General features: G+C 46.0%; 30 protein-coding genes and 1 pseudogene. 18 read left to right on the top strand and 13 right to left on the bottom strand.

Annotation, left to right across the window (positions count from 1 at the left end):
• Positions 1–42 precede the first annotated feature (42 nt).
• The gene (locus Q4Q50_RS16475) at positions 43–801 is read right to left on the bottom strand and encodes a PD-(D/E)XK nuclease domain-containing protein (RefSeq protein ID WP_311900268.1); all 759 of its coding nucleotides are present in this window, start codon (positions 799–801) and stop codon (positions 43–45) included.
• A 111-nt stretch (positions 802–912) separates the two neighbouring features.
• Entirely contained in the window at positions 913–1,065 is a 153-nt protein-coding gene (locus Q4Q50_RS16470) for a hypothetical protein (RefSeq protein ID WP_311900266.1), read from the bottom strand.
• A gap of 710 nt (positions 1,066–1,775) precedes the next feature.
• On the opposite strand from Q4Q50_RS16470, the gene Q4Q50_RS16465 reads away from it, so the two are divergent.
• The 12 genes from Q4Q50_RS16465 to Q4Q50_RS16410 all read left to right on the top strand — a co-directional run bounded on the left by Q4Q50_RS16465 (position 1,776) and on the right by Q4Q50_RS16410 (position 5,533).
• The gene (locus Q4Q50_RS16465) at positions 1,776–2,138 is read left to right on the top strand and encodes a hypothetical protein (protein WP_311900265.1); all 363 of its coding nucleotides are present in this window, start codon (positions 1,776–1,778) and stop codon (positions 2,136–2,138) included.
• Positions 2,139–2,269: 131 nt separating this feature from the next.
• Entirely contained in the window at positions 2,270–2,617 is a 348-nt protein-coding gene (locus tag Q4Q50_RS16460) for a hypothetical protein (RefSeq protein ID WP_311900264.1), read from the top strand.
• A 36-nt stretch (positions 2,618–2,653) separates the two neighbouring features.
• Complete coding sequence (locus tag Q4Q50_RS16455; RefSeq protein ID WP_311900263.1) at positions 2,654–2,818, top strand: hypothetical protein; 165 nt, start codon at positions 2,654–2,656, stop codon at positions 2,816–2,818.
• A gap of 10 nt (positions 2,819–2,828) precedes the next feature.
• A complete protein-coding gene (locus Q4Q50_RS16450) occupies positions 2,829–3,158 on the top strand; it encodes a hypothetical protein (protein ID WP_311900262.1) in 330 nt (109 codons plus the stop codon).
• Complete coding sequence (locus Q4Q50_RS16445; protein WP_311900261.1) at positions 3,155–3,478, top strand: hypothetical protein; 324 nt, start codon at positions 3,155–3,157, stop codon at positions 3,476–3,478. Before Q4Q50_RS16450 ends, Q4Q50_RS16445 begins: the two co-directional genes overlap by 4 nt.
• Positions 3,478–3,771: a hypothetical protein gene (locus Q4Q50_RS16440; protein ID WP_311900260.1), complete on the top strand. Its 294-nt coding sequence runs from the start codon at positions 3,478–3,480 to the stop codon at positions 3,769–3,771. The genes Q4Q50_RS16445 and Q4Q50_RS16440 overlap by 1 nt, the downstream gene beginning before the upstream one ends.
• Complete coding sequence (locus tag Q4Q50_RS16435) at positions 3,772–4,050, top strand: hypothetical protein (protein ID WP_311900258.1); 279 nt, start codon at positions 3,772–3,774, stop codon at positions 4,048–4,050.
• Positions 4,047–4,277 (top strand): hypothetical protein, encoded by a 231-nt coding sequence (locus Q4Q50_RS16430; protein ID WP_311900257.1) that lies wholly within the window; start codon positions 4,047–4,049, stop codon positions 4,275–4,277. Before Q4Q50_RS16435 ends, Q4Q50_RS16430 begins: the two co-directional genes overlap by 4 nt.
• Positions 4,274–4,882 carry a hypothetical protein gene (locus tag Q4Q50_RS16425; protein ID WP_311900255.1) on the top strand — a complete coding sequence of 203 codons (609 nt, stop codon included), beginning with the start codon at positions 4,274–4,276 and terminating at the stop codon, positions 4,880–4,882. Before Q4Q50_RS16430 ends, Q4Q50_RS16425 begins: the two co-directional genes overlap by 4 nt.
• The gene (locus Q4Q50_RS16420) at positions 4,879–5,199 is read left to right on the top strand and encodes a hypothetical protein (protein ID WP_311900253.1); all 321 of its coding nucleotides are present in this window, start codon (positions 4,879–4,881) and stop codon (positions 5,197–5,199) included. Before Q4Q50_RS16425 ends, Q4Q50_RS16420 begins: the two co-directional genes overlap by 4 nt.
• The gene (locus Q4Q50_RS16415; protein WP_012089916.1) at positions 5,196–5,321 is read left to right on the top strand and encodes a hypothetical protein; all 126 of its coding nucleotides are present in this window, start codon (positions 5,196–5,198) and stop codon (positions 5,319–5,321) included. The genes Q4Q50_RS16420 and Q4Q50_RS16415 overlap by 4 nt, the downstream gene beginning before the upstream one ends.
• Positions 5,318–5,533 (top strand): helix-turn-helix transcriptional regulator, encoded by a 216-nt coding sequence (locus Q4Q50_RS16410; protein ID WP_311900251.1) that lies wholly within the window; start codon positions 5,318–5,320, stop codon positions 5,531–5,533. The genes Q4Q50_RS16415 and Q4Q50_RS16410 overlap by 4 nt, the downstream gene beginning before the upstream one ends.
• 71 nt (positions 5,534–5,604) lie before the next feature.
• Here Q4Q50_RS16410 and Q4Q50_RS16405 read toward each other — a convergent pair whose 3' ends face one another.
• The 3 genes from Q4Q50_RS16405 to Q4Q50_RS16395 form a co-directional block, all read right to left on the bottom strand.
• Positions 5,605–5,853 (bottom strand): hypothetical protein, encoded by a 249-nt coding sequence (locus Q4Q50_RS16405; RefSeq protein ID WP_311900249.1) that lies wholly within the window; start codon positions 5,851–5,853, stop codon positions 5,605–5,607.
• 188 nt (positions 5,854–6,041) lie between these two features.
• Entirely contained in the window at positions 6,042–6,656 is a 615-nt protein-coding gene (locus Q4Q50_RS16400) for a hypothetical protein (RefSeq protein ID WP_311900247.1), read from the bottom strand.
• A gap of 127 nt (positions 6,657–6,783) precedes the next feature.
• Entirely contained in the window at positions 6,784–7,995 is a 1,212-nt protein-coding gene (locus Q4Q50_RS16395; protein ID WP_311900245.1) for a tyrosine-type recombinase/integrase, read from the bottom strand.
• Positions 7,996–8,171: 176 nt separating this feature from the next.
• Between Q4Q50_RS16395 and sbcB the strand changes: the two genes are divergently transcribed.
• On the top strand, positions 8,172–9,590 hold the full coding sequence (sbcB, locus tag Q4Q50_RS16390) for an exodeoxyribonuclease I (protein WP_311900243.1): 1,419 nt from the start codon (positions 8,172–8,174) through the stop codon (positions 9,588–9,590).
• Between the two features lie 210 nt (positions 9,591–9,800).
• Complete coding sequence (gene cdd / locus Q4Q50_RS16385; protein WP_311900240.1) at positions 9,801–10,691, top strand: cytidine deaminase; 891 nt, start codon at positions 9,801–9,803, stop codon at positions 10,689–10,691.
• A 303-nt stretch (positions 10,692–10,994) separates the two neighbouring features.
• Here the strand turns inward: cdd and Q4Q50_RS16380 are convergent, their stop codons facing one another.
• The 3 genes from Q4Q50_RS16380 to Q4Q50_RS16370 all read right to left on the bottom strand — a co-directional run bounded on the left by Q4Q50_RS16380 (position 10,995) and on the right by Q4Q50_RS16370 (position 12,357).
• On the bottom strand, positions 10,995–11,225 hold the full coding sequence (locus tag Q4Q50_RS16380; RefSeq protein WP_311900238.1) for a DUF1289 domain-containing protein: 231 nt from the start codon (positions 11,223–11,225) through the stop codon (positions 10,995–10,997).
• The gene (locus Q4Q50_RS16375) at positions 11,200–11,550 is read right to left on the bottom strand and encodes a VOC family protein (RefSeq protein WP_012088857.1); all 351 of its coding nucleotides are present in this window, start codon (positions 11,548–11,550) and stop codon (positions 11,200–11,202) included. The genes Q4Q50_RS16380 and Q4Q50_RS16375 overlap by 26 nt, the downstream gene beginning before the upstream one ends.
• Positions 11,551–11,652: 102 nt before the next feature.
• Complete coding sequence (locus tag Q4Q50_RS16370) at positions 11,653–12,357, bottom strand: DUF445 domain-containing protein (protein WP_037391578.1); 705 nt, start codon at positions 12,355–12,357, stop codon at positions 11,653–11,655.
• Between the two features lie 496 nt (positions 12,358–12,853).
• On the opposite strand from Q4Q50_RS16370, the gene Q4Q50_RS16365 reads away from it, so the two are divergent.
• The 3 genes from Q4Q50_RS16365 (at position 12,854) to Q4Q50_RS16355 (ending at position 17,474) form a co-directional block, all read left to right on the top strand.
• Positions 12,854–13,234, top strand: a complete 381-nt coding sequence (locus tag Q4Q50_RS16365; protein WP_071938963.1) for a VOC family protein — start codon at positions 12,854–12,856, stop codon at positions 13,232–13,234.
• A 250-nt stretch (positions 13,235–13,484) separates the two neighbouring features.
• Positions 13,485–16,757 (top strand): DUF748 domain-containing protein, encoded by a 3,273-nt coding sequence (locus Q4Q50_RS16360; RefSeq protein WP_311900233.1) that lies wholly within the window; start codon positions 13,485–13,487, stop codon positions 16,755–16,757.
• Positions 16,758–17,117: 360 nt separating this feature from the next.
• Positions 17,118–17,474: a glutathione S-transferase N-terminal domain-containing protein gene (locus tag Q4Q50_RS16355; RefSeq protein WP_012196875.1), complete on the top strand. Its 357-nt coding sequence runs from the start codon at positions 17,118–17,120 to the stop codon at positions 17,472–17,474.
• Positions 17,475–17,656: 182 nt separating this feature from the next.
• Here the strand turns inward: Q4Q50_RS16355 and Q4Q50_RS16350 are convergent, their stop codons facing one another.
• Entirely contained in the window at positions 17,657–18,346 is a 690-nt protein-coding gene (locus Q4Q50_RS16350; protein WP_311900295.1) for an energy-coupling factor ABC transporter permease, read from the bottom strand.
• 132 nt (positions 18,347–18,478) lie between these two features.
• On the opposite strand from Q4Q50_RS16350, the gene Q4Q50_RS16345 reads away from it, so the two are divergent.
• The gene (locus Q4Q50_RS16345) at positions 18,479–18,940 is read left to right on the top strand and encodes a hypothetical protein (RefSeq protein ID WP_011846514.1); all 462 of its coding nucleotides are present in this window, start codon (positions 18,479–18,481) and stop codon (positions 18,938–18,940) included.
• Here Q4Q50_RS16345 and Q4Q50_RS22395 read toward each other — a convergent pair.
• From Q4Q50_RS22395 to msbA, 4 genes and pseudogenes are all read right to left on the bottom strand, one after another.
• A pseudogene (locus Q4Q50_RS22395) lies at positions 18,937–18,996 on the bottom strand (pentapeptide repeat-containing protein); the annotation flags it as partial. The gene Q4Q50_RS16345 and the pseudogene Q4Q50_RS22395 sit on opposite strands and share 4 nt — an antisense overlap.
• Before the next feature lie 108 nt (positions 18,997–19,104).
• A complete protein-coding gene (locus Q4Q50_RS16340) occupies positions 19,105–19,284 on the bottom strand; it encodes a Trm112 family protein (protein WP_006081200.1) in 180 nt (59 codons plus the stop codon).
• Positions 19,271–20,290: a tetraacyldisaccharide 4'-kinase gene (gene lpxK, locus Q4Q50_RS16335; RefSeq protein WP_311900229.1), complete on the bottom strand. Its 1,020-nt coding sequence runs from the start codon at positions 20,288–20,290 to the stop codon at positions 19,271–19,273. The genes Q4Q50_RS16340 and lpxK overlap by 14 nt, the downstream gene beginning before the upstream one ends.
• Positions 20,291–22,099 carry a lipid A export permease/ATP-binding protein MsbA gene (gene msbA / locus Q4Q50_RS16330; RefSeq protein WP_311900227.1) on the bottom strand — a complete coding sequence of 603 codons (1,809 nt, stop codon included), beginning with the start codon at positions 22,097–22,099 and terminating at the stop codon, positions 20,291–20,293. It lies immediately after the preceding gene.
• Between the last annotated feature and the right edge of the window lie 31 nt (positions 22,100–22,130).

The raw sequence follows: 22,130 nt of genomic DNA, 5'->3' as shown, positions 1-22,130 counted from the left end.
AGCGCAGCGGAAAATTTGTCCCTGTGTCTGCGCTTGTTAGCCTTACGGCCGAATATATGTTTTAACCACAAGCTCATCGGTGTCTTTATTTAAGTCAGATTCTAATCCACGTGGATTTGCTACCCGCCCATCTGGATCATAAACAAAACAAACTAAAGCATCACAATCTGGATGAGAACTGTATCTGTGAATATCCTCAATTAGCTGGCTACCCACTTCTTTTGCGCCAAGCCCTTTACGAGTTTTTTTGATTTCTACAACAATCCGCTCAGGTTTAAGAAGAAAGTCTACTCGCGTGGACTTACCAGCATTACTTGGAGCCCATTCTTCGGCACGGATATCTTCAAACTCAAGATGAAGCAAAGCATGAAATAGGTCTTGAACATCATATTCATCTTGAATGTCCATTGTTTCTCTTTCGTTATAACGCTCACGAAGCTGCCTAGCTACTAAGTGAAACCGATCACACAGATTTTCGATAATTTGAATAGGACTCTTTGTGTCTGTAGCTATGCTAATTTCACCAGATTCTATTTCTTCCTTAACGGCTTCTAGAACCCCTATCCCCGTCCTAATGGATCCGGTGTAAGCCTTTTTAACCTTATCTTGGAATTCCAAATAGTACGGGCTTGTAGAAGAAAATTGTTTCTCTAGAAAAGAGAGCGATTGTGTTTTCCATGTAGCAAAAAGTCCAGAGTCACAAGTTGGAAAACCAATCACGTTTGGTGGAGGAGAACGATACGATGCCAGTACTCCATTTCCTTTATCTATCAAACTATATACTTTTTCTAGAATTCCCATGAACTCTCCATAGTGAGGCTAACGCTTTGCCAAGGAGCAAATGCGAACGTTGTTGGGCGAAGCCCTGTGAGTATTTGTCCAAGCCGTGCTTTTTTCGGCTTAGGCAAATTGTCATATCCCACTTTTACCCCAATCATCTAGCACTTCTTGAAAACCTTCAGCGACGTCATTGGCATTAATATCGAAACAAGAATATCCATATCCCAAAGCTACAATCTTATCTCTTACTTCTTTAACAGTATTCGCATTTTTAACGATTAGCATGCCTTTACGTGCACCATAACCTTCAATTAGCGCATCAATGATGTATTGATGCCATTAACGCTTAAATGAAAAGGAGTAATGATATTAAGTTGGTAACGTTCAGTTAGAAGTTTAATCGACAAGCCAAATCTCCTTGTGGCATATAACATTTTATTCGTGCGCATACGCGTTTAACTAATTAGACTAGTAAAAACGCGGACTGTTAATTATTTGTAACAAAAAGAACTTACCAGCTTTTTATCAAATACACCATCCACATAACACGCATGTGTGTTTTCCAAACCGATTATCTAACCGACATAAAATCTAAACTATTAAATTCTAATAGCTTTATCTTTACAGCATTGAGATATCGTGCACACATATTGACTAAAAATCCCTCAAAACCGCGCTTTTTTGAATACAACTGTGTAACTATCCAGTTTCGGTCACTTGTAATGATAATTTGAAGAACAACTCGTTCGTATGATTACGATTAACTGGCCACGTACTAGCAAGTTTTCGGGCATAACAGCTCAATCAACCTCCCCCTACAAACATTACCTAACCTAGCACCAGTATAACCCTCCTTATATCAATCTCTTATTCGGTGTTAAAAGTCGCCCATGAAACCATATAACTAAAATTAACCAAATTAATTAACCATAGTTATTGACCAGATAATTAACCAAGGTTATATTTCACTTGTGCCCACTACCGAGGACAAGGAAATGATTCTAGCGAAAGTTCACACCACACCTAAGCAACGCGATGAGTTTCGTCTACTGGTTGCAATACGTTTTGCTTGCTTGATGGCGCTGGCCAAGGGCCACACCGACCCGATGGATTGCCCACGAGTGCAAGCCCGTTGCGCCGAGCTGGTAAAGCATTTTGCCTATCACCACCCAAGCCCAGCCTTTTACCGCCAGTTTATTCGGCACACGGGCGAACTCGGGCTCAACTTCAGCCTGCGCTTCACCGAGCCCCAACAAGGTTTGTACGGCAAGGTGATGGTGTGGCGTAACGACTCGATGGCCGTCACTAATGTGCATCCGCTGCACACGATGACAACTGCCACGCCGGTCGGCCGCTAAGCACTAGAGCCGCCGCGAACATTCACGATTTAGGCTATCTAGGCAAAACAGCCAAGGCAAAGCAACCAAGGGGTGATGGTCCATATCCCTGTAACGATAACAGCGACAGTTTCACCTTGTTGGAGGCAATTATGTTTTTTGTTTACGGCGTGTCCATGACCTTAGCGAAAAATCAAGCGGCCAAAAAGTGCAGCACCTCAGTAGGCGTGCACCCTAACCGCCGTCAACTGAGCCCCGACGAGTACCAAGCTAAGTTGGAAGATATGGCGCAGCACTTGTTTGAAACCATGAAGCCACAACGCCTGTCGCATTCGTTATCGACGCCCGCGCTGTGCCAGCAATATATCGTGTTAGCCATGACCCAAGAAGCCCACCGCGATGTGCATATTCGCTATCACAAGCTCTCGGACAAGGTGAACCCAAAAACCAAGAAACCCATCATCAATCTGGTGGTGTTTAACGGCGAAGCCGCAGCTTAGCCCTGCGGTGTGTGATGACGAGAGAAGGAAAGCTGCATGTTAACTGATGACAAACCGCTACACAGCGATATCAAAATCGGCGTTGGCCATATCGTCGCGTTTAAGGAAGGTTGGATGTTGCCCGGTGGCAAGTTTACCACCGACCGCACTGTCGCCATTCGTGCCGCCAAAGGTTTGCACCGTTTCTTGGTTAGAAGTTAAGGAAATCAGCATGAGCCAATTTGACTACATCAAACAGCATTACGCTGTTCCAGCCGAAATAGGCCGCTTAGTTAAAGTGAATGGCCGCGCTGGCGTGATCATCAAAGATTGCGGCCATCACCTTGGCGTTAACTTTGACGACGATAAGCCAGGCGTTATTCGTCATTGCCACCCAACTTGGGAGGTTGAATACGGTGGCATTGGCAAGATCCGCAAACAGACAATGGCACAACAGCGTTATCAGCGCTATTTAGAGTACGGCGATCGCTTTGAAAACTTCATTGATTATTGTCACTGGGATGCAAGTAAAAATCGCTCATGGAACGGAGGTGCAGCATGAATCAACAACTCACCCCAAAGCAAATTGCGGCAAGGGCGTACTACCAAGCGCATAAGGAAAGTATCAAAGCGCAAAAACGCGCTAAATACGCACCTAAAGCGCGAAAGCTAAAAGTGATGAAAGTCGCCAACTCATCTACCACATCGCCATCAATAGTTGCACCTAAAACACAAGCAGTACGATTTCAGCTGGAAAAGGAACCTGTAATTCAGTCCGTGAGGATATCGGCTGAAGATAAAGTTCGCTTGGATAAACGCCGCCGCATCGAGAATATCAAACTAGCTAAAGAGTTGGGCTTAAGCATTGAGGATTTTGAATGATGAACCACTTACTCCCGGGCTTTGAATCACAAGAGCGCGTTGCGTTATTGCTTTCGCTTACCCGCATTAGTTCGCCCGAGGTGATCGCCGCGTTAACGCTGCATTACACCAGCGCCCTACCCGCAGAACGCGCGGCGGCTCGCCACGGGATTGAACTGTCGAACTTTATGCGCGGGCAAAAGAAGTTAGAGCAAATCGCCGCCACGGTCGAGGCCATTAAAGCCATCGACTGGGCCAAGCTGCAATTAACTCATTTGCAATCAGACCCTTTGCAACCGAAGCAGGTGGCCTAAATGACTCAATCAGCGGCGTTTCGCCATCTGTTAAATCATTACCGCAGCCATAAGTTAAGCCTGTTACTCAAGGCCACAACGGGCGATAGCATCAAAATCGCGCTGGCGCTGGGCGCGTTAGATTGTCTGTATTGGCAAGCCTTGGGCAACGGCTTAACCAACCTCGCTAAGGGCATTAACCGCACCATAGTGTATTCGTACCGATATCACCCAATGCGCCTGCCCTGCCACCCGCCAGTCAGCCAAACAAGCGACAACCAAAACAAGGAGGCGGCATGAATGCGTTCAGCACTAAAACGGGCGTGGTCACGTTATCCAAGCCCTACTCCACCTTGATGTGCGATCAGCAACAAATCGAAGTGAAGTACACCCCCAACAACTACCACGGCTGGGGCATTTGTAAGTCTTTTAACGCCATCGAGTGCAGCGACTTCGGCCAAGCCGATGCCGAAGTATTTGCACTCAACGCAGAATCAAAACTCAGGATAAAAGGAGAAGCAGCATGAGCACACCCAAGATAAAAGCGTTTCAAGTACAAGAACATAGCGAGGGCGCCGCGTGCATTGTGTTTCATCAACATGCTGCCACCGCTCGCCGCATAGGTGCGGGCGAACTAAATCTGACCTTTGAAGATGATATGTCAGTGACTCGCTGCCCTGAATATGACCAATACGCTGAGCAAAGCAACGTGCCTTATCAAGTGTTACTGGCCGATGGTTGGTGTTTTACCTGTTACCACTGCGGCAACCCTATTAAAGCCGAAGACGATGAAGGCAATGCGACGGACATTGAAGCGGTGATCTGCATTGGCGAGGCGTTTTATTGCAACGCGGCGTGCCATTCACAAAAGCAAGCTGACATCACGGAACACAATGCTAAGGCCGAAGCCTTTAAGCAACAACTGTTATCACTGCGCCCTGATCTGATCTTCACGGCGTTTAACGGTGCATATCCACAACTGTATTGCACTGCGACATTTACTTTTGAGGGTGCTCAATATGGCGGCTCAGTGGCCTATGACAAGGCTGGCGAGCTTGATTGGCGAGTATCAAACACTGATTTGCCCGCATGGCAAACATATCAAGCCCAGCGCCAAGGAGAAGCAGTATGAACCCAATACAAGCAGCAACTGTAGAACGTGAAGAAGGTTATTGGACCCATCCAGATTTGCCCGAGTGGGATGAAGGTGTGACCCGTGTGGAGTGTGAAGCATGGGCGGCACGCCAAGGCGGCGAGTTTGTGGCGATTTGGTTTGAACTCGATGCCACTGAACATCAGATCGAGCGCTACTTTGACGAGGGTGATAACGATATCAGCGATTGGCACCCCGTTTGCGACAAGGCTGGCTCATTCTTGCTGAGTATTCACGACACAGAAGATGGCCCCGTCGCGCTGTTTTTCGCGCCAAAGGACAAGGAAGCGGCATGAAGCAATCTGCAGTGATCAAAGACGCTTTGCGCCAGTGGTACACCCTGCCCCGCAAACAAGCCGGCAGCTGCCAACAATTTTTAAAACGACTCGCCGAGGAATTGGCAAAGGAAGGTAAATGATGATTTCGACCCAATCGACCGTGGTTCAACAAATGCAAGAGCCGCTCTTTCTTACCACTAAGGAAGTCATGACGCGCTACCGGATTAGCTCATCAGCTACGCTTTGGAAGTGGCGGAGAAACGACGGTTTCCCTGCTCCTATCCATAATGGCCGCCATTACTTAAAAGCGTCGCTCGATAAGTGGGATGAAAAACAGCAAGTCGCGGCATGAATTGAGTTATTAAGCCTTAAGATAAAGCCCCATTTTTGGGGCTTTATTTTTGGATATTTATTAATGGACTGTTAGGCCATTAACTGATCGCCTTCGACATTACAGCCTTTACTACCGCAGTTAGTGCCTACTGCTACAGCATCAGCGATGATAGCGGCGAGTCCTGTGCCGACCAGTACTATTTGGGCAATTAACAAGACACCATCGGTTGATATCCATGCGACCACTGTCGCGATGAATGATACCGCAGCGACTATGGCTCCAAACCAGCTTAGGCCATTGACGATTCTAACAAAGCTATACATCGTCATTGATGACATAGCGTTTTAATGAGCTGAAAAACTGCTTCTAGCAGCCCGCGAATAGAAGGCTGTAGCGATCAGTTCATCGTTTTTAAGGTTAGTTCAAATGTGACTTTTAACAATGGCTGATTTGGCTGGGCGAGCAAGATCAATCGCGTGAGTGGCAAAGCGAACGGGTTAGATCACTCTGCCGATATTTTGATGTTTTACCGCCCCACTTTATCGGGCGGCAGCCGAGACGTTATGTATTCTAAACCTGCTTGATAGCCTGCGGTTTCTGTTGTGTCACCATTTTTGGCGACTAAATAAGTGGCTTTAAACATCATCAACCTACAGACGGTTAGATAATAAAAATCATCGTCTTGCTTGAATGCACAAACCTTTTTCCACGGTGTGGTGATGGATGTACCGCTAGGGAACGTAAACGTTAGCGTCGAGGTTGTTGCGGTTACTGTGTGTCGCCCTTCTAGGCTCGCAAGGCTCTGTAAGGTTGTGTTTTCAATCGTTGGATTCAGAGTGGTTATCTTACCTGCAAATTTGCTAGCTTGATTTTCGGCGATGTTTTTTAATACCAATTTCCACGCGATTAGGTAAGCAATTGCACATATTGCGATTGCGATATATGTCTCTGGGGTGTGACTTTCTACGAAAAAATAAAACAGTATTAACGGCGATAATAACGGGACCCATAGGAGTAATGCACGCACGATAAGGGCATGCATCCGCTTAGCTAGTCGCGCATGGTTTGTAATGCGTGCTGAATCTATTCTTTCCGCGATTGTGATTAATTGTTCCCGCGTGATTAAAAATTGTAGTTCCATGACGTCCTTGTTTTACACCAATCTGAGCTCTAATGCACCTCCTTATAAAGGAGCGTTACTGCGGCTTGGCACCACTACTGACTTACTGAATAAGTAAGTCATTTCCAATGGTCAGCGGCAAGCATGCCTATGCCCTTCTTTCTAACACGACTATTTTGCTATCACCTAGAGCTGCCAATTTCAGCTTATTTGTCCATTGTTCATAGGCGGCTGCTTGATCATCTAGCCAATCATGTTTGTTGTACACCGCCATCACCCCGCCGAGTAGATGACCTAGCATCTTCTCTGTGACATGGGGCAACACCCCAGCTTCTGACATTCTGGTCGATAATGTGCGTCTAAAATCGTGAATACGCCAGTCAGGGATTTCGAGTCTTGGTTTGATCTCGCGGACCAGCTTATTTACTGAAGCGATGTTGCCCGGGCGCTTAAGATCATTTGCTGCGGGAAAACTCCATGGCGAGTGATAGAGGTTCCACTGTTCTTGCAATATGTCGAGTAAGGCGGGACTGATTGGCCTTCGGATTGGCAAATTAGTTTTGCTATTGTTTATTGGGACGGTCCAGATCATCGATTCAAGATCAAAATCAGCCCGTTTGGATTTTAATATTTCTGATATCCGCGCCCCCGTTAGTAAACATGCCTTGATGGCATTGGTTACGGCTTTGGTCGCGCGGCATTTATCAAGCTCACGGATGATTTTGCCACACTCTAGAATGGTGAGTACTCGCGAACCGACTTTGGGCGCGGAGCCCACATCACTGACTCGTAGTTGAAGGACATCAACAAGCGATATCATTTGCCGGCGAACGGACCAGCTAAGTACCGTCTTTAATTGTTTGAGTATCGCGCCTGCGGTGACTCGACTCTGAATTGCCTTTTTATCGAAAAAATCTATCCACTCGCCGAGTGTGATACTTTCAACTTTGCGATCAGCAAAGGCATCATAGAGATGTGCTCTAAAACAGGATTGGTACGTAGCAACAGTGCCCGGCTTAAGTGCTGCACTTCGTGCCGATAAAAACTGTTCACAGCAATCCCTCAGGGTTGTCTGGCCCGCAAATGTGTTGCGCTGTTTCCAAAACACACGTGGATCTATATTATTTGCCACTGAGTTACGTAGCTCAGGGATCAGTTTCCGTGCGTCAGCTAGTTTCAAATCAGGATAGCGACCAAGGGTTAGCCGCCCAGGTTGATTATCAATCCTAAATCGATACTGCCATGTTATAGTCCCTGCGGGGGTAATGCGAACGCTTAAGCCGTCGCGGTCTGCAAGCTCTGGTTTCCCTAAATATGGTTTGCCGTTTATTGCACGTAACTGCGTGTCAGATAAAGACATTTTGATTACCCTGTGTACATGTGATTTTGCCATTATGACACAGAAAGAAATATGTACACAGATATGTACTCACATCGAAGAGTAGCAAACTAAATTGATGTGAATGACAACGAATCCAATCAAAGCAGTTTAACTACTAATAACATGAAGTTAGATGCTTTAGAGAACGAAAATAAATGAAGATGAAAGACGATAAAGCAGGGTCGATTTTTTGGCACGACTACGAAACCTTTGGGGCTAACCCAGCGAAAGACAGACCCTCGCAATTTGCCGGTATTCGCACGGATTTAGATCTCAATATCATCGGCGAGCCTGAGACATTTTATTGCAAGCAAGCCCCTGATTATTTGCCGTCACCAGAAGCGATATTGATCACAGGGATCACTCCGCAGTTAGCCAATTTAAAAGGCATCCCTGAAACTGAGTTTATGGGACGAATTCAAGCGCTATTTAGCCAACCAAACACTTGTGTTGCAGGTTATAACTCACTGCGTTTTGACGATGAAGTGACCCGTTATGGCTTTTATCGGAACTTTATCGATCCCTATGCCCGTGAATGGCAAAATGGCAACTCTCGTTGGGATATCATTGATTTAGTGCGCGCTTGTTACGCATTTAGGCCCGAAGGCATTAACTGGCCGACAAAGGAAGATGGCTCTCCGAGTTTTAAGCTAGAACATCTTACCCAAGCGAATGGTTTAAGCCATGAGAAAGCCCATGATGCTATGTCTGATGTGTATGCAACCATCGCCATGGCAAAACTCATTCGCGAGAAACAGCCTAAGTTATATCAGTACTATTTTGACCTGCGCCGTAAGCAAGCGGTTAGCGATCAAATCGATGTGCTCAATATGCAGCCTTTGGTTCACGTGAGCTCTAAAATTAGTGCGCGCAATGGTTGTGCAACGTTGATTTCCCCCGTAGCGCACCATCCTACTAACAAAAATGCGGTTATTTGCGTTAATTTAGCCATGGATTTAACGCCGCTATTCGAGCTAGATGTCGAGCAAATTAAAACGCGCATGTATACGTCAAGGGCTGATCTTGCCGAAGATGAATTACCTATCGCAGTAAAACAAATTCATCTTAATAAGTGCCCTTTTATCACCTCGGCAAAAATCCTCAGTGATGAGCATGCCGCTCGTTTAGGCATAGATAAAGAATTTGCCAGAGAGCAGTATAAACGCCTAAAACGTCACCCAGAATTACGCGAAAAACTGGCGCTATTATTTGAGCACGATGACAGCAGAGTAACCACAGATCCCGATTTGATGCTGTATTCTGGTGGGTTCTTTAGCCAAGCTGATAAAGCAAAAATGGAAATCATCCGTCATACCCTACCGCAAAATCTAGCGGCGTTAGATTTGCAGTTTGATGATCCACGTATTCCTGAGATGCTGTTTCGTTACCGCGCCCGTAATTACCCTGAACTACTCGATGATACAGAATCGCAGCGCTGGCGTGAATTCTGTCAAAATCGCTTAGCCGATCAAGACTACGTACTTAAATTAGAAAATTTGCTACAAGAAACACAAGCGGATGAGACTAAGCAAAAGCTACTTGCTGCCCTTTGTCATTATTTGCGTGAACTTTAAGTTGTGTAAATTCAAGCTTAAGTCTTTTATTTAATAGTCTTAAGCTTGTTTATATTCGTGAATAGACTCACTCTATTAGGCGCATAACTTAAATTGTTTACTATCGAACACACACATTTGCAGCGTATAAACGCGAGCTAACTCGCATTTATGCTGTAACAAAATTACTAGAATGTTCTTCCATGAACTTAACAAATAAGGAATCGGGAAATGCAAGATAGATTCATTCGTAGCATAACCCAACTGCCAACGCCGTTAGCCGATGCTCTCATTCCGATGTTGCACCAGAATTTTGCTGGACACTTAGATGCGCTGCAACTTGCCACACTCACAAGTGCAAGCAAGATGACCGAAGCAGAAGTGTTACTGGCACTGCTGCCGATAGCCGCTGCACTGGCGAAACCGCCTATCAGTGAGTTTTATGTTGGTGCGATTGCCAAAGGCAAAAGTGGCGATATCTACATGGGTGCCAACTTAGAATTACCCGGTGAAGCGCTGTTTCATTCTGTCCATGCAGAACAAAGCGCTATCAGCCATGCATGGCTCAGCGGTGAAAGCCAAATTGTTGATATCATAGTCAATGCCAGCCCTTGCGGCCATTGCCGTCAATTTATGAATGAGCTGGTTGAGGGAAGTAAGATCAGCATTCATCTACCGGCACAGGAAAGCCATCCACTGGCTTATTATTTACCCTATGCCTTTGGTCCTAAAGACTTAAATGTCACTTCGCCTTTAATGGCAAAGCAACAAACTGAATTTGCTTTAGATAGTGCCGATCCTATGATCATCGAAGGTTTAGATCATGCTGGTTTAAGTTACGCGCCTTACACTCAGAGTTTTGCTGCCGTAGTTTTAGAAACACGCGATGGCGCAACCTATTGTGGTCGCTATGCAGAGAATGCGGCATTCAATCCTTCTATGCTGCCGATGCAGATGGCTTTGTCGAATCTCGTTCGCCATAATCGCGAGTTTAGCGATATCAGCCGTGCGGTGTTGATTGAATCATCTCAAGGAAAAATCAGTTTAGTCGGCGCGACTATGGATGCACTCCATACCGTAGCCGCCATCGAACTTGAGCACATAGTCATCGATCCCGTGTAACTTCTGCTTCAAATGCCAAGAATGCTTCAAAATGCCAACGGCGAAATACGTTAATGCGTATTTTGCCGTTGGATTATTCGATTAATACTTCAACATCAAGTGATCACCCTCTAATGCTGACGGCTAAAACGTCGAAGTAGCAGTCCTAAGCTTTAATGTCCAATCCTCAAACGTGACGCCTAGTGTTCAAACCTAACTGCCAGTACTCAAACGTACCCTTCTAGAACTTAAACGTAACTCTGAGTATTCAAATGTGAAAGCTAACTCGGCATAAATGGTTAACCTCAGCACGATTCTGCAAGGCTACTCACTATCCAGAGTTCTATTTACGCCACTTCTTCTCGCCTGAAGCTCAGCTTTACGCTGTGCCATTCTGACAAAACAAGCTTGTCGCTCCATATCTGACATAGCGCGCCAGGCTAAAATCTCATCGAGATGCCTAAAGCAACCTAAGCAAATATCTTGCTGATCTAAACAACAATTGCGGATACAAGGATTGGCATTAGGATCATTCTGACCAGACGGCATATTCATTGCCACAGGGTTCAGTGAAGTGGAATCGGCGACCACCGGGAAAACTAAAGATGTCTGCCGTAATTGCGCCGCCAGCTGCCACAACAGCAGCAAGAGTCAATTCTAAGTTTTGGCTGTAGATCACAATCAGCGGGCAACCTTTTGCGAGGGTAAAATCCACCTCGGCTTGATAGAAGCCACCTGTGATCCCGACATCCATAAAACAACTGTATTCTGGGCCATAATCGACATAAGTCCAGCCAAACACTTGGCTAAAAAAGGCCTTAGAACTCGCAATATCGCGACTCGGGATTTCCAAATAATTGATGCTGTGTTGAAGGTTCATAGACTTCCTTGCTATTTAATGAGGGACAAAATGATGGGCACAAAATGTATGAATAAAAAATGGGAGCCAAAGCTCCCATTCCATCCGCGGCTTTAACTCAGGTTAACCTTGGATTAAGGCTGCAACAAGTCCAATCAGACCACCAAACACCCCGCCCCAGATCACTAACCAACCTAAATGCGTTTGGATCATGTCCTGAACGATTTGTTTCACCATTTGCGGTGTCAGCTCGTTTAACCTTTGTTCCACTATATTGGCAATTTTAGTTTGCAGATCGGCCATCACATTTGGCTGTTCGATTTCTTGTTTCAACAGCTCGTGGAATGCATCACTTTGCGCCATTTCAACTAAAGAAGCTTTCATCTTCACAATAAACGGCTCTTTTAGCGGTAATAACGCATCCGTACCGCCGAACATAGACAACATGCCGCCAAAGGAAGATTGCGCGACTGTGCTAATTAAGGCATCGAAAGAAGGCGCTAAATCGACCTTCTCAATCACGGGGGCCAAGTCTATTTTACTCAGCCCTTCTTTTTCCGATAGGAATCGGTCGATATTTTCTGTGGTAAAAAACTGCTTCATCATCAGATGAGCAATGCCCGCCTTAAACTCTTCGAAACGAGAAGGCACGACTCCCGAGCCATAGAGTCCGGGGACTTTCTCAAACAACATATAAACCGCAACCCAGTTGGTAATCGCACCCGATAAGGCAAACAATCCGACATTCAGGACAATTGCCGAATGCATCAGGTAACCCACAACCACCAAAGCAGCCGCCAATAAATTTGTTACTAAACTCTTATTCAATCTCGTATCCCCTAAGGTGGCATCGATAAGATGCAAAACTGGCCTATATTAACAAGTTAACGGGAGTCAGGTCTAACACTCAAACCACAGTAAACGAACCCATTTCCAAATCTGTTTTCAGTGCTAAGTCTTGGCGCGACAAGCTGCATCCAGCTCATAGCTAAAGCCGCAACGTCACAGAGCCGCTAACGGCCGATAGTCCTATGCAAAATAAGTGAATCCCCTTGTAGAACATTAAGTTAATTTAATGCTCACCAAGCTCAAAAATGCAGAAATTTTAATTTACTGCCTGTGAATTATCAACTGGCCTCAACTACACTCAATTTGGGTTAGAAACCCGAAATAGGGTTTCTAACATACAAACTCAGAATTCAGGGCTTAAACACAAGTCTTGAATAAAGGCCTTCAACACAAGCCTTAAATACGGGCCTTAAACACAGCCACTGAACATCGGCTCAAATACAAAAGTTAACCACAATAAATTAGGGATGCGCTTATGGAATCGGCTTTTAACACTGCAGGGGCGTTAAGTTGGCATGAACTCACAACCAATAATACCGAAGAGGCCATGTGCTTCTATGCTGAGATTTTTGGCTGGCACTTTAAAACCGTCAAAATGCCCCACGGTCACTATCACATTATTGAAAACGAGGGGATCAGCATTGGCGGAATTACCGACAGTTTAATCCCCACCCTTCCCTCACATTGGACTGGCTATATTACCGTTAACGATGTGGATCAAGTGGCTATCAGTGCCAAAAAACTCGGCGGTGACATTCTGTTTGGTCCTGAAGATATTCCTGAGGTGGGGCGTTTTTGTTGGATAAAAGACCCACAGGGCGCCATTATTGCAGCCATTAGTTATTTAAAACGCTGATGTAAAATCTGACTTGAATATAATGAGTGACAACTCAAGGAATGCGCCACAAACTGATACAGTTGTTGTTATCAATGTAGAGATAGGTTGTCAGTCAGAAACGACTGAGTTCAAAATAGGTTGTTGTCGGGTAATGCTAAGATTTCATTGATAAAATATAAATAATCTCTGGAAACATTAGCGTTAATCGCTAGAATGTTCGCACTTATGGCAGTTTTCCCCTGTCTTATGCATTGGAGCCTTGATATTAATGCTGACCCAGCTATCGCAATTCAAACACACTTTTTTTGCTCTCCCAAGGTACCTGCGTGTGCTTGTTTACCTCACCGCCGTCTACCTTAGCTATGTCTGCACATTAGGCTTAATCCTGCCCTATGCGATAACCACGCTGGCACCCGAAAAACTCTCTGCTTTACTCGGCCGTCCCGTCACCCTCGGGGATATCCGCATCAATCCCTTTAATTTCAAAGTCGAAATCGACCAACTGGCCATTAAAGAAAAAGACGAAAAACCGTTTGCAGGCTTAGCGCAAGTCCAATTCGAAGTGAACTTTTGGCAATCTGTTTTTAATCGCGCCGCCGTTATCGAAAACATACACATACAAGCGCCCTACGCACACATCATCCGCGTGGAGAAAAAAGGCAAAGCTGGATTCAACTTCGACGATATTCTGCAGACCTTGAACGAGCATTCCTCCGCGAGCACAGAAACAACACCCGCAGAAGCCAGCGCCCCCGTTCGTGTCCTGCTCAACCAATTTGTGTTAGATGCAGGGCAATTTAACTTCGATGACAAAATTACCCATGCTCAAATTAATTATCCCAATATCAATTTAAAACTCAGTCAGCTCGATACTGAATATTTGATGTCGGCATTGTCGGCCTCAGTAGCACCAGCCACAAAAGCAAATAAGACTGAAGCCAACCCGACACCAAACGCCCAATCATCCTCTGATACTGGCTCTGGCTCTGGCTCCCAAGTTATGCCAATTCAGCACAATCACTATGCGATACAACTCAGTGATGATCATGCTGGTGAAATCAGTTTGCAGGGGCAATTCCAACTGTTCCCACTAAAAGTTGCGGGTGACGTCCACATCGCCAAACTGAAACTGAGACCACTCTGGCGATTTATCGACGATCAATTTAAGCCAGCACTTACCGATGGCGAGATCACGGCTAAGACTCAGTATCAAGTGGATCTTGCCGAGAATGGCGAGTTACAAGTCACCAGCAACAATGGCCAGTTTATTGTTGAAAAACTGAACTTTAACGACCAAGAGCGCTCAGTGGTCAAGCTGCCAATCTTTGCCCTCGACGGTATTACAATGGATCTGAAGCAGCAGCAAGTACGCATCAATAAGCTTCACAGTGATGGCCTTACTGTAAACGCCATTTTGAATCAAGATGGACTCGATCTCGCCAGCTTGTTCATGCCGAAATCCGCCAGTGCGTCTACAAGTGCAGCGCCGCCAGTTGCTAATTCCATAGATGCTAAGCCGGCAGATGCTAAGTCACTAGAAGCCAAAAATGTTGAGAGCGTACAAGTCGCGCAAGTGGAAGAAAAGCCTCAACAGCCAATCAAGCAAACACCAGTAACGGCGTCAACAGACACTTGGTTCGTGCAACTCGATGCGCTCAATATTGAAAACTACGATCTTAATCTGTCGGAGCAAAAGTTAACTGAGACACCGCAGCAATGGCGTGTGTATCCACTTAATTTTTCAACAAAAACTATCACCAGCGCCTTGGCCGAGCCGATTGAATATGCGCTACAACTCAGCATTAATGACAAAGGTACTTTAAGCTCCCAAGGCCAGGTCGATGTGCCAGGCGAAGCCATAGATGCCGATATTCAACTCGATAAGCTCGCGTTAATCCAGTTCCAACCGTATCTTGCCCCCTACGTGAATATCCAGCTTAAGAGTGGTTTATTAAGCTCTGCAGGCAAGCTCACGGCTGATGCCAAGGGTAAAGCCATTTACGGCGGCAGTGTTGAGCTCGATGATTTAGCCATTCATGACAAATTGCGTAATGCTCCGCTGGTCAAATGGCAAAAGATGAATATCAATCAGCTCGATTTTGACCAACAAAAAAATCAAATCAAAATCGATCACTTAGCCTTTAATCAACCCTACGCCAAAGTGGTGATCGCTAAAGATAGAAGCACTAATATCAGCGACCTTATCGTCGAAGCGCCTATTGCAGCTTCAGTAACGAATAGTGCGACAACGAACAGCGCGCCCCCTGCTAAGCAAACCGCAACCGAGCCGCAAATGGCGAGCAAGTCAGCAACGCCTGAGCTGAGCCTCGATATTCAAAAAATTAGCTTTAGCCAAGGCTCGGCTTACTTTGCCGATAACTCACTGACCCCGAATTTTGCTTCGGGAATTGAGCTGCTTGAAGGCAATATCACTCACCTGTCATCCACGCCAGGCACTAAAGCCTCGGTCGATATCAAAGGTAAGATTGACAAGTACGCGCCTGTAACCCTAAAAGGCGATATTAACCCTTTGTTAGACATGCCATATTTAGATCTCGATTTGATCTTCAAAAGTGTTGAGCTAACCTCAGTCAATCCTTACTCAGGCACCTATGCGGGTTACTACATAGATAAGGGACAGTTATCACTGTCGCTGAACTACAAACTCGATCAGAACAAGCTCAAGGGCAATAACCATCTAGTCATAGATCAACTGAAACTCGGTAAACCCAGTAATAGTGACCTTGCCACTAGCTTACCTATCACGCTCGCCATTGCGCTGCTACAGGACCGTAACGGCGTGATTGATTTAGGCATGGAAGTCTCAGGCGATTTAGACTCACCCAGCTTTAGTGTCGGCAGCATCATAATTACGGCGATTACCAATGTGATCACTAAAGCCGTCACTGCGCCCTTCACTTTCTTAGCGGGGCTGATAGGTTCAGACGAAACCTTAGACAAAATCAGCTTTGCCGCCGGTCAATTCAGCCTAAGTGAAGATGAGCAGAAAAGTTTAGATAAACTCGCCAGCGCCTTACTCGACAGACCTATGCTCAAGCTCAGCGTTGAAGGTGAAGTCGATGCCATCAATGACAGCCAAGCCATTGCTGAGCGTATCATGAAGCGCAAATTGGCTAAGTTAGCCAATATCGAGTTCAGTGCGTTACCTGATGATTTAAGTCCAAGCCAATTCCCGACCCAAGGGCCGCTCGCCAATGCGCTAGTGAAGCTCTATGAGCAGGAAGTTAAATCCGATCCGGCACTAATAAAAGACACAGTTATCGCAGAGGCCAAAGACGCACAGCTTTCCGATGACGAAATCACCACCCGCTGGCATATCGCTTTATATAATCTGTCAGTAAAAGCGCAGAATGTTAACGATGGCATGTTGGGTAATTTGGCCCAAGAAAGAGCCAAAGCAGTTAAAGCTTACCTTGTGGACGTGAAAGAGATTGCCCCAGAGCGGATCTTCTTGCTCGAAAGCCGAGTGAGTTTAACCCAAAATGTGGCCCAAGTGAGCCTTACCATAGATGCGCAATAGACGCGCAATAACTCAAGCAATGGGTTAATGTTGCTGTGTTTACGATAAAAGAAGCCCGCTAAAGTTCAGCTTTAGCGGGCTTCTTTCTTATGGTGAAGAGCATGCCTAAATGTATAGCTAAGCGCATATCTAATTGTTACCGCTAAGCGAAAACGCTGTCCTTGTCGCCAAAGAATCTTCTACCTGTTAATCCACACTAAAATGTTGGCCGCGCTTTGTACCATAGGTTACACTCTGCGGCCTTTATGTAACTGGGATCGCAAGCTCGAATCGCTAAATCTCAGTTTCGTCGCACATTTGCGACGGCGCCATTGACACACGAATCACTTTTCAACACACATTATTATTGAGGTCACTGACATGTTTATCATTCGCTGGATTTTAGGCAGGATCATTCTGTTTTTAAACTTCGTATTTAGCCCTAAAAAGCGCCAACGTCCACTGGCAGAGCAACAACAGATTGATACTCAAACTCAAGCATTGGCCCTGTATCAGTATCCAGCTTGCCCATTTTGCGTAAAAGTCCGCCGTGCAATGCGCCGTCAGGGACTCAACATAGTGACCCACGACGCTAAAAAAGCGCCACACAAAGATGAGCTCATCGCCCAAGGTGGCAAACAGCAAGTACCTTGTCTGCGTATTGAAGAAAACGGCCAAGTACAGTGGTTGTATGAGTCTAAAGAAATCATTAACTACTTAGACCAACGCTTCGCCTAAATCGCGGTGCAACAGTCTGTGTAAACATCCAAATAAGTGCGCCCAGTGCCTTTTTAATGAACTGTTTAATCGACTTTTCAATGGACTTCCCAATGAACTTTACAATGGGTTTTCCGTTGAAATATCGAGGTTTCGGGCGCAGTTCTTTTATTAGGTTGTTTTATCGCATTCTTTTATCACATCTACTTACGCCACAAATATTCTCGGTCGGAATAATCAAATAACCACTGGGGTTGATACACCACCAATAGCGTTACCGCCATGCCATTAAGCAATGCCTCGGGGAACGCCAGCAAAGGGATTAGCATCAAGTAGTCATCCACTAACACATTCCAATCGTAATCCGCTGCAGACCATAACCACATCGCCCAACTCATTTGATGAAACACAGTTGAAAGGCCCGCATTGATAAAACCGCCGACGAAGATAAACACAAAAATGTGTTTAGGAAATAAATGGTAACTACGACTGTATAAAATAAAACATAGGAACAGCGGCGCAGCCATAGCGAACAGACTAAAAGCCCCAAAATCAGCGGGCTGTTTTAGTACAAAAAGACTAAAAAAAGCGCTGGGCAACAGTAATGCCACAGTCGCAAGACGCCAACCGAACATCAGCATACAGGTCACTATCCCTAGAAAATGCAGATGCAACCCAGTTTGAATACTGGCATTTAACGACCACAGCGCATTGACGCCCACCAGCGTCAGTAACAAGCGTAACTGCAGGTTTTTATCCCGTCGGATCTGCGCTAACTCGTCTTTTGGCCATATCGCATAGAGCCATAACGCCAAGAGCATAAGGCATATGCCCTGAGTCAGGCTCATATCCCATTCGATTTGCGCCCATTTATTCGACCAAAACGCCAACATTAATCGCCCATCCTTAATCCATTGCGCCAATAGAGTCACACTCAGTCCATGAAGATGCCATAAATCCATGAACTTTAGGGTCATATTAAGGTATTCTGCTGTCAGTTAATAACCTAAGAGTTAAATTTGATTATGCCGCTTCGATACCTCAGCCTTGCCATCTTAAGTTGTTTCTCGCTCATCGCCTGTAGCAGTGCCCCCATCGATCCTAGTGAACTTGCCGGAAAATTACGGGATAAGTTAACCACAGACATTAAAGCCGATGGCCTTAAACTCTTCAGCTACACAGCGCGGCTGGTCGATGATAAATCTAACATGGGTGATGCAGACCGCCCTTTCCCGCACGATGCCCGCGTACGTAGCATGCAAGATCCCCGTGAACAACGTCGCGCGATGCAAGATCTACAGGACTCATTAGAAGTTTGGGGACGACAAGTCGAATTAGGTTTAACGAAAACCCTTGAAATGACAGGTTATTGCCGCGAAGGTTATATCGAATTGAGTCGGATTATCGAACCCGGGCGAGGCGAAATTCGTGGTGAATGCCAAGAAGGCGCGACCAATGCCGATAAACAGAAATTTGTGAACTATTAGCGAAGGTTTGAATCACTCAAATTTGCGTGGCTAAGGTCTGAGCATCGAAAAGACGCAAGATTGGATAAGCACTGTTAATCGGCTAAAAATAGCGAAAACAATAATAAGAGAAGCTCAAAAAGGTAAGTATGCGCGTATTGGACAATACGCGCATTCACATCACACTAGACTGATTCAGTCAGCGGCACAGCACGATTTTCTAATAACACGGGGATACCTTCAGTGATCGGATAGGCCAGCTTATCTGCCTTACAAATCAACTGCTGCGTCGTTTTATCGTACTCAAGTTTTCCCTTACACACAGGGCAAGCCACTATATCTAACAATTTTTTATCGAATGCCATGGAAGTTTCCTTGTTTAGCTGCAGCCACCTCGCGAAGACGTGCGAGCAGCTGCTCATCAAATTGTGGGGATAGCTTGGCATTGACCGCCAAATACCACCAGTTCTCTTGTGCAAAATCGCGACATTTAACCGCATCTTTTTCTGTCATCAACAGCGGCAAGTCTTGGGCTAAATCACGTAATTGGGTTTTATCGTAGGGCTGATGGTCATCAAAACCCTGGCATAGCGCCAGTTGATAACCTTGGGCGCGCAGCGATTCAAAGAAACGCGCAGGGTTACCAATACCCGCCATCGCAACCAGCGGCTGAGATTTATCGAAACTGTAATTACTGCAGTTTACATCGCATTTAACGGGCTTCACTTCAGTTGGGGCCAGTTGCATTTCGAACTGACCTTTTGCTGCAGGTCCGCCATTACAGACGATAAAATCCACGGCATTGAGACGCCACGCGCCTTCACGCAGCGGACCTGCCGGTAACAACAAGCCATTACCTAAACCGCGTTGACCATCAATCACCACCAGCTCGATATCGCGCCCCAACGCATAGTGCTGCAGCCCATCGTCGCAGATGATAACATCGACACCAAACTCAGCAATAAGCGCATTGGCCGCATCGACGCGTTTAGCGCCAACTACCATAGGCACTTGAGTGCGCGCCACTATCATAGCTGGTTCATCACCCACCTCTGCTGCACTCGCACCTAAATTAACCGTTTTAACGCCTTGAATATCAACGCCGTAACCACGACTGATCACACCGGGTGTAAACCCATGCTGGCGCAATAATTCAATCAGATAAATCACGGTTGGCGTCTTACCGCTGCCACCGACGGTAATATTACCGACAACGATGACAGGCACAGGCATTACCGTTTGTGATTTGATCCCGAGGCGAAACAAGGCGCGGCGCACATAAGTGATAACCGCGAATAGCCAAGATAAAGGTAACAAGATCCATCGCAGTGGATGGCTCTGATACCAGATTTTATTCACTAAGGCCTGCATCTAACTACCAAATTGCATTTGGTACAATTTGGCGTACATGCCATCTAATTCCAATAGCGACTGGTGCGTCCCACGCTCGACGATACGTCCCTGATCAACCACTAGAATTTGATCGGCACTCTCGATAGTCGACAACCTGTGGGCGATCACTACTGAGGTGCGGTTTTGTCTGAGGTTATCTAAGCCTTTTTGAATCGCTTTTTCCGACTCAGTATCTAATGCCGAGGTCGCTTCATCGAGGATCAACACAGGCGCATCACGCAACATAGCGCGCGCAATCGCAATCCGCTGTCTTTGGCCGCCGGACAATAACACGCCATTTTCACCCACTTGGGTATCAAGGCCTTGGGGCAGCTGATCAATAAACTCCATCGCATAGGCCAAGGTCGCCGCTTCGATAATCTGCTCACGCGTCGCTTCACCGGGATAGGCGTAGGCGATGTTGTTAGCAATCGTATCGTTGAATAAGGTCACCTGCTGCGATACCAGAGCCACTTGATTACGCAGCGATTTTAGCGAGTAATCGTAGATGCTGACATCATCGAGCAAAATGTCGCCGGATTCGAGCCCCGTATAAAAACGGGTTACTAGACTGGCAATAGTCGACTTACCAGAGCCAGAACGACCGACTAGCGCTAGGGTTTGACCCGGTTTAACTTCAAAATCGACATCTTCCAGCGCTCGACGATCTTGGCTGTCATAGCTAAAACAGACCTTATCGAAACGTAGATGACCCTTAGCGCGCTCGACGGTATAAGTGCCTGTGTCAGACTCAGGCAGCGTATCCAGTAATTCAAATACTGTGGTACAAGCTGCAATACCCCGTTGGAATTCGGCGTTCACTCGGGTTAAGTTTTTGATGGGTTGCAACATGGCCATCATAGCGCCAAGAATTGTCGCGAAGGTACCGGCGGTGAGATCGGCTTTCATGCTGTCTAAGCTTGCCGCATAAAGCACAAAGGCTAAGGCGAATGAGCCGATAATCATGATCAACGGCTGGCTAATAGCTTGAGCCACAGCTAACTTCATATTTTGATGGCGGTTTTGATCGTTCACTTTAGCAAAACGGGTAGCTTCGGTTTCTTGTCCACCAAAAGCCAATACGTTTTTATGGCCCTTAATCATTTGCTCAGTCGTAGCACTCACGCCGCCCATAGCGGTTTGAATTTGCTTAGAAACCTTACGGAAACGACGACTGACTACAGCAATGACCATGCCCATAATAGGCCCAATCACTAAGATACACAGGGATAACTTCCAAGAGTTATAGAACATCAGTGCCAGCATACCCAATACAGTTACACTGTCGCGGACGATAGAAATCAAAGCGCTACCCGATGCTCTGGCAATTTGCTCAGTATCGAAGGTGACTTTTGAAATCAAGTTACCGGTATTTTCCTTGTCCATGTAACTGACTGGCAGGCTAAGATAATGCTCAAACACTTGCTGACGCATGTCCATGATCAAACGTGCACTCATATATGAAATGCCGTAGGTCGAAACAAAGTTGGCAAAACCACGCAGGGAAAACATGACGATAACCACAAGCGGCGCCATCATCAGCACGTCGTTGTTCGCGTGGAAACCTCCACTGGTTGGCAATGCTATGCCGTTGGTGACCGCAGCGGTTGCGCCGCCGGAAAAACCCTTATCAATAAAGGGGCCGATGAAAGCGATAAAGGCGGCATCGACGAGACCATAAATAATTAATCCCGCAACTGAAAGCATAAACATGCCTTTCATCTGTTTTATATAGCCCAGTAATCGTTTGAAAACTGTCCACATTTCGTCTTTAGGAGATGTTGTCATTGATAACACTAAATTATGGCAAAGTAGGCAT

It is taken from the genome of Shewanella scandinavica, assembly GCF_031932065.1.
In the GTDB taxonomy this organism is placed as follows: Bacteria; Pseudomonadota; Gammaproteobacteria; order Enterobacterales; family Shewanellaceae; genus Shewanella; species Shewanella baltica.
Note: the sequence above shows the minus strand (reverse complement) of the source record. Positions and strands in the feature narration are given on the sequence as shown.

Bases quoted from the DNA above. Each gene is read 5' to 3' on its own strand.
- Q4Q50_RS16410 (WP_311900251.1), top strand. From the start codon at position 5,318: ATGATGATTTCGACCCAATCGACCGTGGTTCAACAAATGCAAGAGCCG.
- sbcB (WP_311900243.1), top strand. From the start codon at position 8,172: ATGAAGATGAAAGACGATAAAGCAGGGTCGATTTTTTGGCACGACTAC.
- Q4Q50_RS16405 (WP_311900249.1), bottom strand. From the start codon at position 5,853: ATGTCATCAATGACGATGTATAGCTTTGTTAGAATCGTCAATGGCCTA.
- Q4Q50_RS16360 (WP_311900233.1), top strand. From the start codon at position 13,485: ATGCTGACCCAGCTATCGCAATTCAAACACACTTTTTTTGCTCTCCCA.
- Q4Q50_RS16400 (WP_311900247.1), bottom strand. From the start codon at position 6,656: ATGGAACTACAATTTTTAATCACGCGGGAACAATTAATCACAATCGCG.
- Q4Q50_RS16395 (WP_311900245.1), bottom strand. From the start codon at position 7,995: ATGTCTTTATCTGACACGCAGTTACGTGCAATAAACGGCAAACCATAT.
- Q4Q50_RS16380 (WP_311900238.1), bottom strand. From the start codon at position 11,225: ATGAATATGCCGTCTGGTCAGAATGATCCTAATGCCAATCCTTGTATC.
- Q4Q50_RS16430 (WP_311900257.1), top strand. From the start codon at position 4,047: ATGAATGCGTTCAGCACTAAAACGGGCGTGGTCACGTTATCCAAGCCC.
- cdd (WP_311900240.1), top strand. From the start codon at position 9,801: ATGCAAGATAGATTCATTCGTAGCATAACCCAACTGCCAACGCCGTTA.
- Q4Q50_RS16450 (WP_311900262.1), top strand. From the start codon at position 2,829: ATGAGCCAATTTGACTACATCAAACAGCATTACGCTGTTCCAGCCGAA.
- msbA (WP_311900227.1), bottom strand. From the start codon at position 22,099: ATGACAACATCTCCTAAAGACGAAATGTGGACAGTTTTCAAACGATTA.
- Q4Q50_RS16340 (WP_006081200.1), bottom strand. From the start codon at position 19,284: ATGGCATTCGATAAAAAATTGTTAGATATAGTGGCTTGCCCTGTGTGT.
- Q4Q50_RS16415 (WP_012089916.1), top strand. From the start codon at position 5,196: ATGAAGCAATCTGCAGTGATCAAAGACGCTTTGCGCCAGTGGTACACC.
- Q4Q50_RS16425 (WP_311900255.1), top strand. From the start codon at position 4,274: ATGAGCACACCCAAGATAAAAGCGTTTCAAGTACAAGAACATAGCGAG.
- Q4Q50_RS16345 (WP_011846514.1), top strand. From the start codon at position 18,479: ATGCCGCTTCGATACCTCAGCCTTGCCATCTTAAGTTGTTTCTCGCTC.
- Q4Q50_RS16420 (WP_311900253.1), top strand. From the start codon at position 4,879: ATGAACCCAATACAAGCAGCAACTGTAGAACGTGAAGAAGGTTATTGG.
- Q4Q50_RS16375 (WP_012088857.1), bottom strand. From the start codon at position 11,550: ATGAACCTTCAACACAGCATCAATTATTTGGAAATCCCGAGTCGCGAT.
- Q4Q50_RS16440 (WP_311900260.1), top strand. From the start codon at position 3,478: ATGAACCACTTACTCCCGGGCTTTGAATCACAAGAGCGCGTTGCGTTA.
- Q4Q50_RS16460 (WP_311900264.1), top strand. From the start codon at position 2,270: ATGTTTTTTGTTTACGGCGTGTCCATGACCTTAGCGAAAAATCAAGCG.
- Q4Q50_RS16355 (WP_012196875.1), top strand. From the start codon at position 17,118: ATGTTTATCATTCGCTGGATTTTAGGCAGGATCATTCTGTTTTTAAAC.
- Q4Q50_RS16470 (WP_311900266.1), bottom strand. From the start codon at position 1,065: ATGCTAATCGTTAAAAATGCGAATACTGTTAAAGAAGTAAGAGATAAG.
- Q4Q50_RS16465 (WP_311900265.1), top strand. From the start codon at position 1,776: ATGATTCTAGCGAAAGTTCACACCACACCTAAGCAACGCGATGAGTTT.
- Q4Q50_RS16445 (WP_311900261.1), top strand. From the start codon at position 3,155: ATGAATCAACAACTCACCCCAAAGCAAATTGCGGCAAGGGCGTACTAC.
- lpxK (WP_311900229.1), bottom strand. From the start codon at position 20,290: ATGCAGGCCTTAGTGAATAAAATCTGGTATCAGAGCCATCCACTGCGA.
- Q4Q50_RS16350 (WP_311900295.1), bottom strand. From the start codon at position 18,346: ATGTTGGCGTTTTGGTCGAATAAATGGGCGCAAATCGAATGGGATATG.
- Q4Q50_RS16435 (WP_311900258.1), top strand. From the start codon at position 3,772: ATGACTCAATCAGCGGCGTTTCGCCATCTGTTAAATCATTACCGCAGC.
- Q4Q50_RS16455 (WP_311900263.1), top strand. From the start codon at position 2,654: ATGTTAACTGATGACAAACCGCTACACAGCGATATCAAAATCGGCGTT.
- Q4Q50_RS16475 (WP_311900268.1), bottom strand. From the start codon at position 801: ATGGGAATTCTAGAAAAAGTATATAGTTTGATAGATAAAGGAAATGGA.
- Q4Q50_RS16365 (WP_071938963.1), top strand. From the start codon at position 12,854: ATGGAATCGGCTTTTAACACTGCAGGGGCGTTAAGTTGGCATGAACTC.